The 15,147-nt window shown below is 71.6% G+C and carries 13 protein-coding genes and 1 riboswitch; of the genes, 6 read left to right on the forward strand and 7 right to left on the reverse strand.

The window, feature by feature from the left end:
* Window positions 1-21 precede the first annotated feature (21 nt).
* The gene (gene glgX, locus AB0I73_RS19880; RefSeq protein WP_363039063.1) at window positions 22-2,304 is read right to left on the reverse strand and encodes a glycogen debranching protein GlgX; all 2,283 of its coding nucleotides are present in this window, start codon (window positions 2,302-2,304) and stop codon (window positions 22-24) included.
* Window positions 2,305-2,558: 254 nt separating this feature from the next.
* Here glgX and AB0I73_RS19885 point away from each other — a divergent pair, with 254 nt between their 5' ends.
* The 4 genes from AB0I73_RS19885 to AB0I73_RS19900 all read left to right on the forward strand — a co-directional run bounded on the left by AB0I73_RS19885 (window position 2,559) and on the right by AB0I73_RS19900 (window position 6,944).
* Window positions 2,559-3,794: an Ig-like domain-containing protein gene (locus tag AB0I73_RS19885; RefSeq protein WP_363039065.1), complete on the forward strand. Its 1,236-nt coding sequence runs from the start codon at window positions 2,559-2,561 to the stop codon at window positions 3,792-3,794.
* Between the two features lie 314 nt (window positions 3,795-4,108).
* Complete coding sequence (locus AB0I73_RS19890; protein ID WP_363039067.1) at window positions 4,109-5,278, forward strand: Ig-like domain-containing protein; 1,170 nt, start codon at window positions 4,109-4,111, stop codon at window positions 5,276-5,278.
* Window positions 5,279-5,399: 121 nt separating this feature from the next.
* The gene (locus AB0I73_RS19895) at window positions 5,400-6,167 is read left to right on the forward strand and encodes an enoyl-CoA hydratase-related protein (RefSeq protein WP_363039069.1); all 768 of its coding nucleotides are present in this window, start codon (window positions 5,400-5,402) and stop codon (window positions 6,165-6,167) included.
* A gap of 273 nt (window positions 6,168-6,440) precedes the next feature.
* A complete protein-coding gene (locus AB0I73_RS19900) occupies window positions 6,441-6,944 on the forward strand; it encodes an ATP-binding protein (protein ID WP_258308562.1) in 504 nt (167 codons plus the stop codon).
* 23 nt (window positions 6,945-6,967) lie between these two features.
* Here the strand turns inward: AB0I73_RS19900 and AB0I73_RS19905 are convergent, their stop codons facing one another.
* Together AB0I73_RS19905 and AB0I73_RS19910 are read right to left on the reverse strand one after the other, a co-directional pair.
* Window positions 6,968-7,525 carry a glycoside hydrolase family 25 protein gene (locus AB0I73_RS19905; protein ID WP_363039071.1) on the reverse strand — a complete coding sequence of 186 codons (558 nt, stop codon included), beginning with the start codon at window positions 7,523-7,525 and terminating at the stop codon, window positions 6,968-6,970.
* A 174-nt stretch (window positions 7,526-7,699) separates the two neighbouring features.
* Window positions 7,700-8,104 (reverse strand): cold shock domain-containing protein, encoded by a 405-nt coding sequence (locus tag AB0I73_RS19910; protein ID WP_363039073.1) that lies wholly within the window; start codon window positions 8,102-8,104, stop codon window positions 7,700-7,702.
* A 405-nt stretch (window positions 8,105-8,509) separates the two neighbouring features.
* Here AB0I73_RS19910 and AB0I73_RS19915 point away from each other — a divergent pair, with 405 nt between their 5' ends.
* Window positions 8,510-9,370: an SGNH/GDSL hydrolase family protein gene (locus AB0I73_RS19915; RefSeq protein ID WP_363039075.1), complete on the forward strand. Its 861-nt coding sequence runs from the start codon at window positions 8,510-8,512 to the stop codon at window positions 9,368-9,370.
* A 37-nt stretch (window positions 9,371-9,407) separates the two neighbouring features.
* Here AB0I73_RS19915 and AB0I73_RS19920 read toward each other — a convergent pair whose 3' ends face one another.
* From AB0I73_RS19920 to gcvT, 4 genes are all read right to left on the reverse strand, one after another.
* Window positions 9,408-10,775: an L-serine ammonia-lyase gene (locus AB0I73_RS19920; protein WP_363039077.1), complete on the reverse strand. Its 1,368-nt coding sequence runs from the start codon at window positions 10,773-10,775 to the stop codon at window positions 9,408-9,410.
* A gap of 176 nt (window positions 10,776-10,951) precedes the next feature.
* The gene (gene glyA / locus AB0I73_RS19925; protein ID WP_363039079.1) at window positions 10,952-12,226 is read right to left on the reverse strand and encodes a serine hydroxymethyltransferase; all 1,275 of its coding nucleotides are present in this window, start codon (window positions 12,224-12,226) and stop codon (window positions 10,952-10,954) included.
* A 14-nt stretch (window positions 12,227-12,240) separates the two neighbouring features.
* Window positions 12,241-12,618, reverse strand: coding sequence for a glycine cleavage system protein GcvH (gcvH, locus tag AB0I73_RS19930; RefSeq protein ID WP_363039081.1), 378 nt, complete (start codon window positions 12,616-12,618; stop codon window positions 12,241-12,243).
* Between the two features lie 187 nt (window positions 12,619-12,805).
* Entirely contained in the window at window positions 12,806-13,933 is a 1,128-nt protein-coding gene (gene gcvT / locus AB0I73_RS19935; RefSeq protein ID WP_363039083.1) for a glycine cleavage system aminomethyltransferase GcvT, read from the reverse strand.
* A gap of 189 nt (window positions 13,934-14,122) precedes the next feature.
* A riboswitch (glycine riboswitch) is annotated at window positions 14,123-14,220 on the reverse strand.
* 217 nt (window positions 14,221-14,437) lie between these two features.
* On the opposite strand from gcvT, the gene AB0I73_RS19940 reads away from it, so the two are divergent.
* Entirely contained in the window at window positions 14,438-15,103 is a 666-nt protein-coding gene (locus tag AB0I73_RS19940; protein WP_363039085.1) for an AAA family ATPase, read from the forward strand.
* Window positions 15,104-15,147: the final 44 nt, after the last annotated feature.

The raw sequence follows: 15,147 nt of genomic DNA on the forward strand, positions 1-15,147 counted from the left end.
CCCCGCGGCCTGCCGCTCCCCTCACCGCACCCGCAGCAGCAGCACCGTCCGTCCCGGCACCGTGATCGTCGTGTCCGCCGGGTGGGCCGTGCCCGGCGCGTCCGCCTGGTCCTCCCGGCCGGTGTCCAGGACCACCTCGTAGCGCCGCGCCCACGGCGACCCCGGCAGCAGGACGTCCACCGGTGCGTCACCGGCGTGCAGCACGACGAGGAAGCTGTCGTCGCGTATCGGCTCCCCGCGCTCGTCGTGGTCCGGGATGTCCCGCCCGGAGAGATACATGCCGAGCGTGGCGGCGGGCGCGTACCAGTCCTCCTCGGTCATCTCCGTGCCCCGCGCGGTGAACCAGGCCAGGTCGCGCAGGCCGTCGGGGGAGTGCGCCCGCCCGGAGAAGAACGCCCGGCGGCGCAGCACCGGATGGCGGCGGCGCAGGGCGATCAGCCGGGACGTGAGGTCGAACAGGGCCTTCCACCCCGGCTCCGCCAGCAGCTCCCAGTCCACCCAGCCGATCTCGTTGTCCTGGCAGTAGGCGTTGTTGTTGCCGCGCTGGGTGCGCCCCATCTCGTCACCGGCGACCAGCATCGGCACGCCCGTCGACAGCAGCAGCGTGGCCAGCAGGTTGCGCAGCTGCCGCCGCCGCAGCGCCAGGACGTCCGGGTCGTCGGTCCCGCCCTCGGTGCCGCAGTTCCAGGAACGGTTGTCGTCGGTGCCGTCCCGGTTGCCCTCGCCGTTGGCCTCGTTGTGCTTGCGGTCGTACGACACGAGGTCGCGCAGCGTGAACCCGTCGTGCGCGGTGACGTGGTTGACCGAGGCGTACGGGCGCCGCCCGCCCCAGTCGTAGAGGTCGCTCGAACCGGAGAGCCGGTAGCCGATCTCCCTCAGGTCCGCCGCCGCGGGCCGCCAGAAGTCCCGCACGGCGTCGCGGTACCGGTCGTTCCACTCCGACCACAGCGGAGGGAACGCCCCCACCTGGTAGCCCCCGGGACCCACGTCCCACGGCTCGGCGATCAGTTTCACCCCGCGCAGCACCGGGTCCTGGGCGATCACCGAGAGGAACGGGGAGTTCATGTCGACGTCGTGCGCGGAGCGGGCCAGCGCCGCCGCCAGGTCGAAGCGGAAGCCGTCGACGCCCATCTCGGTCACCCAGTAGCGCAGCGAGTCCATGATCAGGCGCAGCACGTGCGGCCGGCCGGCGTCCAGGGTGTTCCCGCAGCCGGTGTAGTCGGCGTACCGGCGGGCGTCGGCCTGGAGCCGGTAGTGGCCGCGGTTGTCGACGCCCTTCAGGGACAGTGTGGGGCCCAGCTCGTTCGACTCGGCGGTGTGGTTGTAGACCACGTCGAGGACGACCTCGATGCCCGCCGCGTGCAGGGCGCGCACCATCCGTTTGAACTCGCCGACCTGCTGCCCGGCCGTCCCGGAGGCCGCGTAGCCGGCGTGCGGGGCGAAGTAGCCGATGGTGTTGTACCCCCAGTGGTTGCGCAGCCCGCGCCGCAGCAGATGGTCCTCGTGCGCGAACTGATGCACCGGCAGCAGCTCCACGGCCGTCACGCCCAGCTTCACCAGGTGCTCGATCGCCGCGGGGTGCGCGAGCCCCGCGTAGGTGCCGCGCAGCTCCTCGGGGACGCCGGGGTGGCGTCGGGTGAACCCCTTGACGTGCAGTTCGTAGAGGACCGTGTCCGCCCACGGGGTGCGGGGCCGGTGGTCGGCCGCCGCGCCGTCGGTGCCGACTGTGCCGTTGTCGGGCTCGTGGACGACGACGGCCTTCGGCACGTACGGGGCGGAGTCCCGGTCGTCGCGCACGGTGTCCGCGACGCGCTGCTCCGGCCAGTCCCGGACGTGCCCGTACACCTCGGGCGACAGCCCGTGCGTGGCGTAGTCGCCGTCCACCGCGCGTGCGTACGGGTCGAGCAGCAGCTTCGCCGGGTTCCAGCGGGCGCCGGTCCACGGGTCCCAGCGGCCGTGCACCCGGTAGCCGTAGCGCCGGCCGGGCAGGACGCCGGGTACGAAGCCGTGCCAGACGCCGTTCGTCAGCTCGGTGAGCCGGGCCCGGACCTCCCCGCCGCCCTCGTCGAACAGGCACACCTCGACCCCCTCCGCGCCGCCCGCCCACAGGGCGAAGTCGGTCCCCGCCACCCCGTCCGGGCCGACCCGGAAGCGGGCGCCCAGCGGTGTCGGTGGGCCGGGCCGCACGGGCACGGTCGTCGGCGGCGGTGGCGCCGCCCGCACGCCGTTCACGGCGACGGCCGGGCGCCCGTCGCCGGTGGCCCGTCCCCCGGCCACCGCCTCCTGCTCGGCTGCGCTGGACACCTGTCCGCCTCCCGCGGCTCGTGGGACGACGGCGGGCGGGGAAAATGGCCGCGGCTCCCCGGCGCGTCGTCCTCCCCACAGTTCTGCCCAGAGGGTGCCGCGCACTCACGTGTCGCCGAGAGCACGACCTGTCCGCGGGACAGCACACCTGGAGCGGGGGCGCATCCGCGGGTTCCCCCGGAGGGCGTACCCTCGCGTGCCCCGAGGGGGCGCATGGTCGTTTCCCGACGGCGCGGACCGTCGTTGGGTACCGCGTGAGCCACGTACAAGGGCGCGCACGGCGCGCGAGGGCCGCACTGGCCGCCGTACTGACATGGACAGGGTTGCTGGCCGGAGCCGTCGGCTGCACCTCGGACGGCGCGATCGGAGGGGCGTTCGGCCCTCCGGCGCCCGAGGAGGTCATCCGGGTCGCGCCCGCCGACGGCAGCAAGGAGGTGCGCCCCGGCAGCACGCTGCGGGTACGGGCGCCCGAGGGGCGGCTGGAGTCGGTGAAGGTCGTCAGATCGCAGGACGCGCGGGAGTCCCCGGTTCCCGGGCGCATCTCCGCCGACGGGCGGAGCTGGAAGCCCGAGGACGAACGGCTGGCGCTCGCCGCGAGGTACACGGTCGACGCCGTGGCCCTGGACGGCGCCGGCCGCCGCTCCTCCCGCCGCACCACGTTCACCACGTACGTCCCCGAGGAACGCTTCATCGGCTACGTCGCCCCGGAACACCGCTCCGTGGTCGGCACCGGGATGATCGTCTCCCTGGCGTTCAACCGTGAGGTCGTCCACCGCGCGGCGGTCGAACGGGCCGTCCGGGTCACCTCCCGCCCGGCCGTCGACATCCGCCCGCACTGGTTCGGCAAGGACCGGCTCGACTTCCGGCCCGAGAAGTACTGGCAGCCCGGCACCGAGGTCACCGTCGAGCTGGACCTGCGGGACGTCGAGGGCGCGCCCGGCGTGTACGGACTCCAGCACCGCACGTTCTCCTTCACCGTCGGCCGCAGCCAGATCTCGGTGGTCGACGCGGGCCGGCACACCATGAAGGTGAGCCGGGACGGTGAGGAGCTCGCCACGGTGCCGATCACGGCCGGGGCGACGAAGACCCCCACGTACAACGGGAAGATGGTGATCACCGAGATGCTCGAGGTCACCCGGATGAACGGCGCGACCGTCGGCTTCACCGACGCCGACGGCAAGGGCGAGTACGACATCCCCGACGTCCCGCACGCCATCCGCCTGACCGAATCCGGCACCTTCCTGCACGGCAACTACTGGGCCGGGGAGGACGTCTTCGGCGACACCAACGTCAGCCACGGGTGCGTGGGACTGCACGACGTGAAGGGCGGTGGCGCGGACACCCCGGCCGGCTGGTTCTTCGACCGCAGCCTCATCGGTGACGTCGTCGAGGTGGTCAACAGCAAGGACACGACGGTCGCCCCGGACAACGGCCTCGGCGGCTGGAACATGGACTGGGAGGAGTGGACGAAGGGCAGCGCCGTGAAGTGACCCCGCGCGGCGTCTCCTTGAGGCGACTCGTCGAGGTGGCTCCTCGCAGCGCCCCCGCGCGGACCGCCGGGAGGGCGCCCTGGTTGTGCGCCGCAGGCCATTGAATTTGGAACGGAACGGTGACAAACCTGCCGCGTCCAACGCCCCTGGCCTGTGGTTACTATGCGCCGAAGCGCGCGAGGGGCGTGCGGGGGCGCGGGTCCGGCCAGGCCCGCCGAGGGGAGAAACAAGTGAACGTGGGGCCGGTTCCGGGGGCGTCGGTTGACGCGCGGAGGCATGGTGGCAGGAAGCTGGCGGCGCTGGCACTCGGAGTGATGCTGGCGGTCACCGCGTGCGGCGGTGGGGAGGCGGGCCCGGCGGCCGAGGGCAAGGGCAAGGACAAGGACTCCACCGCGGCGCAGAGCAAGCAGTCCGAGGCGGTCATCGGCATAGCGCCCGAGGACGGCGCCGAGTCCGTGAAGACCAGCGGCGTGCTGAAGGTCGACGCGACCAAGGGAAAGCTGACCGAGGTCGTCGTCAAGGCCCCGGACGGCAAGGAGGTCGACGGGGAGATATCCGGTGACGGCGCCAGTTGGACGCCGTCGACCCACCTGGCCGCCGCCACCAGGTACACGGTGCACGCGGTCGCCGAGGATTCCGCCGACCGCACCGCAGCCGAGGACTCCAGCTTCACCACCCTGACGCCGAAGAACACCTTCGTCGGCACCTTCACGCCCGAGGACGGCTCCGAGGTCGGCGTCGGCATGCCGTTCTCGCTCCGCTTCACCCGGGGCATCACCAATCCTGACGACGTCGAGAAGGCCATCCGCATCAAGACCGAACCGCCCGTCGAGGTCGAGGGCCACTGGTTCGGCAACGACCGGCTCGACTTCCGGCCCGAGAAGTACTGGAAGTCCGGTACCAAGGTCACCGTCGACCTCGACCTCGACGGCGTCGAGGGCCGCCCCGGCGTCTACGGCAAGCAGTCCAGGACCGTCTCCTTCACCATCGGCCGCAGCCAGGTCTCCGTCGTCGACGCCAAGAAGCACACCATGAAGGTCGAGCGGGACGGCAAGGTCATCAAGACCATCCCGATCACCGCCGGTGCCCCCGGCACCGAGACCTGGAACGGCAAGATGGTCGTCAGCGAGCGGCTCAAGGTCACCCGGATGAACGGCGCGACCGTCGGCTTCACCGACGCCGACGGCAAGGGCGAGTACGACATCAAGGACGTCCCGCACGCCATGCGTCTGAGCACCTCCGGCACCTTCATCCACGGCAACTACTGGGGCGGCGGCGCCTTCGGCAACTACAACGCCAGCCACGGCTGCATCGGGCTGCGCGACACCCGGGGCGGCTGGGACAAGAAGGCCCCGGGCGCCTGGTTCTACGAGAACACCATGATCGGCGACGTGGTCGTCGTGAAGAACTCCAACGACGCCACCATCGCCCCGGACAACGGCCTCAACGGCTGGAACATGTCCTGGGAGGAGTGGAAGGCCTAGGCCCGGTCCGTCACGGCGTACGCGGCCCCGGTGCCCGCCGAGGCACCGGGGCCGCTGCCGTCGGACGGGTGTGATCTACCGCACCAGCCTCGTTGCCGTTAGTCGCCGTTAACCTGCTGGCATGACCGTACATCTCGAAGTCGCCGAGGGCGTCGGCACGCTGCGCCTGGACCGCCCGCCCATGAACGCGCTGGACGTCGCCACGCAGGACCGGCTGAAGGAACTCGCCGAGGAGGTCACGCGTCGCGAGGACGTACGCGCCGTCGTGATCCACGGCGGCGAGAAGGTGTTCGCGGCGGGCGCGGACATCAAGGAGATGCAGGCCATGGACCACACCGCGATGGTCCTGCGCGCCCGCGCCCTGCAGGACTCCTTCACGGCCGTGGCCCGCATCCCCAAGCCGGTGGTGGCCGCGGTGACCGGTTACGCGCTCGGCGGCGGCTGCGAACTCGCGCTCTGCGCCGACTTCCGCATCGCCGGGGAGAACGCCAAGCTGGGCCAGCCGGAGATCCTGCTCGGGCTGATCCCGGGGGCCGGCGGCACGCAGCGCCTGGCCCGCCTCATCGGCCCGTCGAAGGCGAAGGACCTCATCTTCACGGGCCGCCAGGTGAAGGCCGACGAGGCGCTCGCGCTGGGCCTGGTGGACCGTGTGGTCCCCGCCGCCGAGGTCTACGAGCAGGCGCACGCGTGGGCCGCGCGGCTCGCCAAGGGGCCGACGATCGCGCTGCGCGCGGCCAAGGAGTCGATCGACACCGGTCTGGAGACCGACATCGACACCGGCCTCGCCGTCGAGCGCAACTGGTTCGCGGGCCTGTTCGCCACCGAGGACCGTGAACGGGGGATGCGCAGCTTCGTGGAGGACGGCCCCGGTAAGGCAAAGTTCCTCTGAATCCTCCTCCGAGGGCTTGCAATTGACGCGATGTCTGATCCGGGCCCCTCGACGGGGCGGTTTATGGGAGCCTTAACGGGCCCTTAAGTCTGCCGCGTCGAGGGAGCCTGTCGATTGCCGCACAGCGAGCCGTTGTCGCAGGTCGCAGAGGTCGCTGACGGCACCGACGTGCCGAAGGCATATGTCGGCGGCCCAGCCCGGCGCGGGGGCGTGCAGGGGGCGCATTCCCCCGGAACGACCCCGGACGCCCCACCGGACGGCCATGATGGGGCCATGACGGGGCTGGATGGCATGGAACAGCCGCGGGGAGACGGACGTGCGACCGCGTCGCGCTGGTCGCCGACGGTCGAGGACGAACACGCCCAGAAGGCGCTGGAGTTGTTCGGCAACCCGACGGAGGCAGAGGTTCCGCTGCCGTCCCGCCCCGAGTCCGCCGCCACCGCACGCCGGCTCACCCAGATCGTGCTCCTGCGCCAGTGGGGCCTCACCGCCGCGACCACCGAGGACGCCGTTCTGCTCGTCTCCGAACTCGTCGGCAACGCGGTACGCCACACCGGTGCCCGCGTCTTCGGCCTCCGGCTGCGCCGCCGCCCCCGCTGGATCCGCGTCGAGGTCCGGGACCCGTCCCGCGGCCTGCCCTGTCTCATGCCGGTCCAGGAACTGGACGTCAGCGGGCGCGGCCTCTTCCTCGTCGACACCCTCGCCGACCGCTGGGGCGTCGACCTGCTCCCACGGGGCAAGACGACCTGGTTCGAGATGCGCGTCACCGACCGCTGAACCGCGGCCGTCGCCGGCTCCCCTCACATGCCGTCGGCCCACTCCTTCAGGGCCGCGCGGTCGGGGAAGTCGGCGACGTTCTTGTCCAGGGGGTCGTCGGTGTACTGGTGGAAGCGCCACTCCGCCTTGATGCGGGGCTTGCCCGCGGTGACGTAGTCGGCGATCCAGAGGCCGTCTCCGGCGTAGGAGGTGGTGTCGACGTCGAGCCAGAAATGCCTGTTCGCGTACAGGACCACCCTGTTGTGCGGCCGCAGTTCCTTCACCTTGCGGATGAAGCGGTCCTTCTCCGCGTTGCTCGCGCGGGTGCCCTCGCCGGTCGTCTCCCAGTCGACGGCGAGGATGTCGCCCCGCCGCCCGGCAGCCTCGGAGACGAAGTGCTCCGCCTGCGCGGCCAGGTTGCCCGGCCAGAGGAAGTGGTAGAAGCCGACGACCAGTCCGGCCTCGCGGGCGTTCTCCGTCTGGGCGGAGAGTCCGGGGCTGACATAGGAACGGCCTTCCGTCGCCTTGATGAAGACGAAGGAGAGGCCGTCGGTGTCGAACGACGAGGACTGGTACGAACTCACATCGATGCCGCGCAGCATGAGGCTCCCTGCGGTGCTGGTGGGGGGAGGGGAGTCGAATGGCTCACTGCCCTCACGGTGGCACGGGAGCCCCGTATAAGTGGTGGAAACGTCAACTTCTCCCCGTAAGGGGTGACCGAAGGGCCGCGACTCCCGCCCCGCCGGCGGACCCGCCCCCAGGGGCCTGGACCGGTCTCAGCCCTCGCACCAGCCGTGGGTCTTGCCGAACTGCAGCAGCCCTCGGCGCGCCTGGAGGATCTGCTCGCCGGTGAGCGTGGGCGCGGCGGACAGCAGGACCTCCGTGACCTCCTGGAGGTACTCCTCGGCGGTCAGCACGTCGCACAGCGAGTCGTCGCCGTCCGGATGCCTGCCCACGGCGGAGGACACCCCGCCGGCTCCCTGGGCCAGCCGTACGCCCGAGGCCTTGAGACCCCGGTCGCCCTCCTCGATCTCGAACTCCACGGCGATCCCGGGACGCAACTGGTGCTCCGGGATCCGTACGTCGTTGACGTGGAGGAAGACGTCCTCCCCGCCGTGCTCGGGAGCGATGAACCCGTAACCCCGCACGGCGTCGAACCGCACCACACGACCAGCAACCATGATTCCAACCCCCAGCAGAACACCGGACCCCATGCGCGGACCCCGTGCCCGAGCCCCGTGTCCGGGCCCCATGCCCGGACCAGAGTCCCAGCGGACAAGAATACGCCGCCGCCCGGCCTGCCGTCAGCTGTGGGCCGGAGACCTGAACGGGCACACCCGCCGGGAGCGAAGGGAGGCGGTACGCCGAACGGGCAGCGGCCGAACAGGTGAATCTGAGGCATTGCCCCCGCCCTGGCCGGCTGACCGGAACCTCCTGCACGGCGGGGAAGTCCGGCGGGCGGTGGTCCGGTGGCGTCTGCTCCGGAGGAACGGGTTCCCGCAGGCCGCCGTGCGGCGGCGCCCGCGCTCGAGCAAGCTCATGGCACAGCGGGACCACGTCCGCGCATGTGCCGAATGGAGGCGTCCTTGAAAACAGCCCTGCGCCTGGCCCTGGCCACCGTTCTGTCCACCGGGGCCGTGTGGGTCACGACATCGGTCCCGGCTGCGTCGGCCGCGGCCGAACCACTGCGGTACGTCGCGCTCGGTGATTCCTTCGCGGCCGCACCCCTGGTGCCGCCCGTCGACCCGGCCGACCTGAAGTGCCTGCGTTCCCTGGCCGACTATCCCCACGTCGCGGCCGAGGCCCTCGGTGCGAAACTCACCGACGTCAGCTGCTCCGGCGCCACCAGCGGCCATCTGAGCACCGCCCAGCACTCGGGAACCGCGCCCCAGTACGACGCACTCACGCCCGACACCGACCTCGTCAGCGTCACCATCGGCGGCAACGACACCGGCCTGTTCAACGAGGTGCTCGGCTGCGTCAACATCCTGCCCCAGCCTCACGGCACCAGTTGCGCGGCAAAGAACACCGCCGGCGGCACCGACAAGGTCAGGGCCCGCATCGACGCCTGGGCGCCGACCTTCGCCGCAGTCCTGGACGGCATCGCCCGACGGGCCCCGCATGCCGAGGTCTTCGTCGTCGGCTACGGCAACTACTTCCGCACCGACGGCTGCCACCCCGCCCAGCCCTTCTGGAAGCAGGACGCCAACCACCTCCAAGGCGCGGTCAACCACCTCAACACCGTGCTGAGGCGGACGGCCGAAAAGCACGGCGCCGCCTTCGTCGACACCTACGCCCCGAGCACCGGACACGACGTCTGCGCCGCCCCCGCCGACCGCTACATCGAGGGCCTGATCCCCACCCGTGCGGCCGCGCCGCTGCACCCCAACGCTTCGGGAGCCCGGGCCGTCGGCAAGGCCCTCGCCGCGGCCGTTCGCGCGACGTAGGCGCCGTCCCGCGGCCTTCGGCTCAGGGCCTGTTCCCTCAGCACTCGATGATGTTGACCGCCAGCCCGCCCCGCGCCGTCTCCTTGTACTTGACGGACATGTCCGCGCCGGTGTCCTTCATCGTCTTGATGACCTTGTCGAGGGACACCTTGTGCGAGCCGTCGCCGCGCAGGGCCATGCGCGCGGCGGTGACCGCCTTCACCGCCGCCATGCCGTTGCGCTCGATGCACGGGATCTGGACGAGGCCGCCGACCGGGTCGCAGGTCAGGCCGAGGTTGTGCTCCATGCCGATCTCCGCGGCGTTCTCGACCTGCTCCGGCGAGCCGCCCATCACCTCGGCGAGGGCGCCCGCCGCCATCGAGCAGGCGGAGCCGACCTCGCCCTGGCAGCCCACCTCGGCGCCGGAGATGGAGGCGTTCTCCTTGAAGAGCATGCCGATCGCGCCGGCCGCGAGCAGGAAGCGGACCACACCCTCCTCGTCGGCACCGGGGACGAAGTTCATGTAGTAGTGCAGGACGGCGGGGATGATGCCGGCCGCACCGTTGGTCGGGGCGGTGACGACGCGGCCGCCGTCGGCGTTCTCCTCGTTCACGGCCATGGCGTAGAGCGTGATCCACTCCATGGCGAGGGCCTTCGGGTCGCCCTCGGAGCGCAGCTTGCGCGCCGTGTTCGCGGCGCGGCGGCGCACCTTCAGTCCGCCCGGCAGGATGCCCTCGCGGGACATGCCGCGCGCCACGCACGCCTGCATCACCCGCCAGATCTCCAGCAGGTCCTGGCGGACCTCCTCCTCGGTCCGCCAGGAGCACTCGTTCTCCAGCATCAGCGCGGAGATGGACAGGCCCGTCTCCCGGGTCAGGCGCAGCAGCTCGTCGCCGGTGCGGAAGGGGTACTTCAGGACCGTGTCGTTGAGCTTGATGCGGTCCGCGCCCACCGCCTCCTCGTCGACGACGAAGCCGCCGCCCACCGAGTAGTACGTCTTCGACAGCACCTCGGCGCCGGACGCGTCGAAGGCCTGGAGGGTCATGCCGTTCGCGTGGTACGGGAGCGCCTTGCGGCGGTGCAGCACCAGGTCGTCGTCGAAGGAGAACGCGATCTCGTGGTCGTCGAGCAGCCGCAGGCGGCCCGACTCCTTGATCTTCTCCACCCGCTCGTCGGCCGTCTCCACGTCCACCGTGCGGGGCGAGTCGCCCTCCAGGCCGAGCAGCACCGCCTTGGGAGTGCCGTGGCCGTGGCCGGTGGCGCCCAGCGAGCCGTACAGCTCCGCCCGGACCGAGGCGACCGAGTCCAGCAGACCCTCGTTGTCCAGCCGCCGGGCGAACATGCGGGCGGCCCGCATCGGGCCGACCGTGTGCGAGCTGGACGGGCCGATGCCGATCGAGAAGAGGTCGAAGACCGAGAGGGCCACGGGAGGACTCCTAGGGGTTCGGTGGACGGCGCTGTCCGCCGGGGTAAGGCCGGGGAAGGGAGATTCGGCACTGGATGCGTGCGGGGCATGGTGCGGGGCACCGCGCCCACCGATCCAGTGTGCGCGATGCCCCGCCCGTACGAACAAAAGCGTACGAAATTGCGAAAACTGCGAAACTACTTCAGACCCGGGTACAGCGGGTACTTCTCGGCGAGCGCGGTCACCCGGGCCCGGAGCGCCTCGACGGCGGCGGCCCCGAAGGGGGAGGACGCCTTGAGCGTCTCGGCGATCACGTCCGCCACCTCGGCGAAGTCCTCGGCCGTGAAGCCGCGGGTGGCCAGGGCGGGCGTGCCGATCCGCAGACCCGAGGTGACCATCGGGGGGCGCGGGTCGTTCGGGATCGCGTTGCGGTTGACGGTGATGCCGACCTCGTGGAGACGGTCCTCGGCCTGCTGCCCGTCCAGCTCGGAGTCGCGCAGGTCGACCAGGACCAGGTGCACGTCCGTGCCGCCGGACAGCACGTCCACGCCCACGGCCTTGACGTCGTCCCTGACCAGGCGCTCGGCCAGGATGCGGGCGCCTTCCAGGGTGCGGCGCTGCCGGTCCTTGAAGTCCTCGGACGCGGCGACCTTGAAGGCGACCGCCTTGGCCGCGATCACGTGTTCCAGCGGACCGCCCTGCTGGCCGGGGAAGACCGCGGAGTTGATCTTCTTGGCCAGTTCGGCCGTGGAGAGGATCACGCCGCCGCGCGGACCGCCGAGGGTCTTGTGCGTGGTCGTGGTGACGACGTGGGCGTGCGGGACCGGGTTCGGGTGCAGGCCCGCCGCGACCAGACCGGCGAAGTGCGCCATGTCGACCATGAGGTAGGCGCCGACCTCGTCCGCGATCCGGCGGAACGCGGCGAAGTCCAGCTGACGCGGGTACGCCGACCAGCCGGCGACGATCAGCTTCGGCTTGCTCTCCTTGGCCAGCCGCTCGACCTCGGCCATGTCGACCTGGCCGTCGTCGCCGACGTGGTACGCGACCACGTCGTAGAGCTTGCCGGAGAAGTTGATCTTCATGCCGTGGGTCAGGTGCCCGCCGTGCGCGAGGTTCAGACCCATGATCGTGTCACCGGGCTTGAGCAGCGCGAACATCGCGGCGGCGTTGGCCTGCGCACCCGAGTGCGGCTGCACGTTCGCGTGCTCGGCGCCGAAGAGTTCCTTGACCCGGTCGATGGCGATCTGCTCGATCACGTCGACGTGCTCGCAGCCGCCGTAGTAGCGGCGGCCGGGGTAGCCTTCGGCGTACTTGTTGGTGAGGACCGTGCCCTGGGCCTCCATGACCGCGACCGGGGCGAAGTTCTCCGAGGCGATCATCTCGAGGGTGGACTGCTGACGGTGCAGCTCGGCGTCGACCGCCGCCGCGACGGCCGGGTCGAGCTCGTGCAGCGGGGTGTTCAGGAGCGACATGGGGTGCGGCCTCCTCAGCCCTGGATGAAGGCGTCGTACTCGGCGGCCGAGAGCAGGTCGGCCGGCTCGTCGCTCACCCGCACCTTGAACAGCCAGCCGCCCTCGAAGGGGGCCGAGTTCACCAGCGACGGGTCGTTCACCACGTCCTCGTTGACCTCGGTGACCTCGCCGGTGACCGGGCAGTACAGGTCGCTGACCGACTTGGTCGATTCCAGCTCGCCGCAGGTCTCACCCGCGGTCACGGTGTCGCCGACCTCGGGGAGCTGGACGAACACGATGTCGCCGAGCGCGTTGGCCGCGTGCTCCGTGATGCCGATCGCCGACACGCCGTCCTCGGCGGCCGTCAGCCACTCGTGTTCCTTGCTGTAGCGGAGCTGCTGGGGGTTGCTCATGATCTGGATCCTCCTGTGTGCGAGGGACCGCCGGGATCGACGGCGACGAAAGGGGGTGAAAGAGGGGCGAAGGAGCCCGGGGGCCACGGGACCGGCCCGGCTGATGGCGGAAGCACGGGTGAGCGGGTGCGCCGCGCCCGGCCTCGGCCGGTACGGCCGGACGCGCGGCCCACGTCCTACGACGTCGTCACTTCTGCCGCTTGTAGAACGGCAGAGCCACGACCTCGTACGGCTCGTGGCTGCCACGGATGTCCACGCCCACGCCCGGGGTACCCGGCTCCGAGTGCGCCACGTCGACGTACGCCATCGCGATCGGCTTGCCCAGCGTCGGTGCGGGCGCGCCGGAGGTGACCTCGCCGATCACCTCGCCGCCGGCCACCACCGGGTACCCGGCGCGCGGGACCCGGCGGCCCTCGGCGACCAGGCCCACCAGGGCGCGGGGCGGGGTCCGCTCGGCACGGGCGGCGGCCTCGGCCAGGGCGGCGCGGCCCACGAAGTCGCCCTCCTTCTCGAACTTCACGACCCGGCCGAACCCGGCGTCGAACGGCGTCAGCGAGGCGCTCAGCTCATTGCCGTACAGCGGCATGCCGGCCTCCAGGCGCAGCGTGTCCCGGCAGGCCAGCCCGCACGGGACCAGCCCCACGGCCTCGCCCGCCCCGGTCAGCGCCTGCCACACCTCGACCGCGTGCTCCGGCGCGACGAACAGCTCGAAGCCGTCCTCGCCGGTGTAGCCGGTACGGGCGATGAGCGCGGGGACGCCGGCGACCGTGCCGGGCAGACCGGCGTAGTACTTCAGGCCGTCCAGGTCGGCATCGGTGAGGCCCTTGAGGATGCCGGCGGCCTCGGGGCCCTGCACGGCGATCAGCGCGTACGCGTCGCGGTCGTCGCGGACCTCGGCGTCGAAGCCCGCCGACCGCTCCACGAGGGCGTCCAGCACCACCTGGGCGTTGGAGGCGTTGGCGACGACCAGGTACTCGGGGGTCTCGGTCTCGCCGAGGCGGTAGACGATCAGGTCGTCCAGGATGCCGCCGTCCTCGCTGCAGATCATGGTGTAGCGGGCGCGGCCGGGCTTGACGGTCCCGATGTTGCCGATCAGGGCGTAGTCCAGGAACCGCGCCGCCTGCGGGCCGGTGACGGTGATCTCGCCCATGTGCGAGAGGTCGAAGAGGCCCGCCTTCGTGCGCACGGCGTTGTGCTCGTCGCGCTCGGAGCCGTAGCGCAGGGGCATGTCCCAGCCGGCGAAGTCGGTCATCGTGGCGCCGAGCGAACGATGCAGGGCGTCGAGCGCTGTCCGGCGGAGTTCGGTACTGCTCATCGGTCGGTCTCCCAGGGCGATGGGGTCCCCGCCGGCCGGGGCCGAGCACGGGGAGGGTGAGGACGTTCCTCCCCATCTGTCATCGGAACCTGAGAGGTTCGCCATGACCGTCCGCGCAGGGGACGTCACGGCTTGCACCTTGGGTGGAGCCGCCGGAAACTCGCACGGCGGCCCGCTTTTCAGATGTGCCTGGCCCGCGCGGTAACGGTGCCTGAGAGATTCAAGGGAGGGACTTGCTCCTTCGGCGCCCCGGCGAAACGTGCCAGGGACTCTCCCGCGCGGATTCAAACGGCCGGTATGCAGTTGGCGCGCTCATCATTGCACGCATCGTGAGGCTTCGGCAGGGGGACCTTTCCTTCGTACGCACAGGGTGTTCATGCCTGTACGGACGGCTGTGACAGGTCTGTATCGGGAAACGGACGGAATGAGGAGGCTCCGCCGTTACCGTCTCTTTACACTCGGCGGGGACGGTGCTCAGGCGCCTGCCCCAGGGGAGGACTCACGGTGAACAGGACCACGGCGTACGCCACCACGGGTGTCGCGCCGCCCGAGCAGCAGGCCCCTTCGGCCCGGGAGGCCCGCGGCGCGCGGCCGTCGCCCGTCGTCCGCGACCTGCGCGGGTGCGCCGGCCGCGGTCCGCACGCCCTGGTCTTCGGCCCCCGCGACCTCGTCGTGGTCACCGGACTGCCCGGCAGCGGCAAATCCACACTGATGCGGCGCGCGGTGCGCGGCACCCGTATCGACTCCCAGGACACCCGCGACCGCTGGGACCGCCGCATGCCGCGCCTCCTGCCGTACGCGGTGTACCGGCCCCTGGTCCGCCTCGACCACTACGCCGGGCTGCGCCGCGCCCTGCGCACCGGCGAGGGGGCCGTCGTGCACGACTGCGGTACCCACGCCTGGGTGCGCCGCTGGCTGGCCCGCGAGGCCCGCCGCCGGGGCGCGGGGCTGCATCTGCTGCTGCTCGACGTCTCCCCGGGGCAGGCGCTGGACGGGCAGCGTGAGCGCGGCCGCGGCGTCTCCCGGTACGCCTTCCTGCGGCACCGCACCGCCGTCGGCCGGGTGCTGCGGTCCGCGGAGCGCGGCGACCCGCCCGCGGGCTGCGGCTCGGCGGTCCTGATCGACCGGGACGCGGCGAACGCGCTGCGCCGCATCGACTTCACGGGCTGACGGCTGCACGGGCTGACGGCCCCGGCGCGGCAGCGGTTAGCCTT

The sequence above is a fragment of the Streptomyces sp. NPDC050388 genome (assembly GCF_040655635.1).
GTDB lineage: Bacteria > Actinomycetota > Actinomycetes > Streptomycetales > Streptomycetaceae > Streptomyces.

Coding starts and splice junctions, on each gene's coding strand:
- AB0I73_RS19890 (WP_363039067.1), top strand. CDS start 4,109: ATGCTGGCGGTCACCGCGTGCGGCGGTGGGGAGGCGGGCCCGGCGGCC.
- AB0I73_RS19895 (WP_363039069.1), top strand. CDS start 5,400: ATGACCGTACATCTCGAAGTCGCCGAGGGCGTCGGCACGCTGCGCCTG.
- AB0I73_RS19900 (WP_258308562.1), top strand. CDS start 6,441: ATGACGGGGCTGGATGGCATGGAACAGCCGCGGGGAGACGGACGTGCG.
- AB0I73_RS19905 (WP_363039071.1), bottom strand. CDS start 7,525: ATGCTGCGCGGCATCGATGTGAGTTCGTACCAGTCCTCGTCGTTCGAC.
- AB0I73_RS19910 (WP_363039073.1), bottom strand. CDS start 8,104: ATGGTTGCTGGTCGTGTGGTGCGGTTCGACGCCGTGCGGGGTTACGGG.
- glyA (WP_363039079.1), bottom strand. CDS start 12,226: ATGTCGCTCCTGAACACCCCGCTGCACGAGCTCGACCCGGCCGTCGCG.
- gcvH (WP_363039081.1), bottom strand. CDS start 12,618: ATGAGCAACCCCCAGCAGCTCCGCTACAGCAAGGAACACGAGTGGCTG.
- gcvT (WP_363039083.1), bottom strand. CDS start 13,933: ATGAGCAGTACCGAACTCCGCCGGACAGCGCTCGACGCCCTGCATCGT.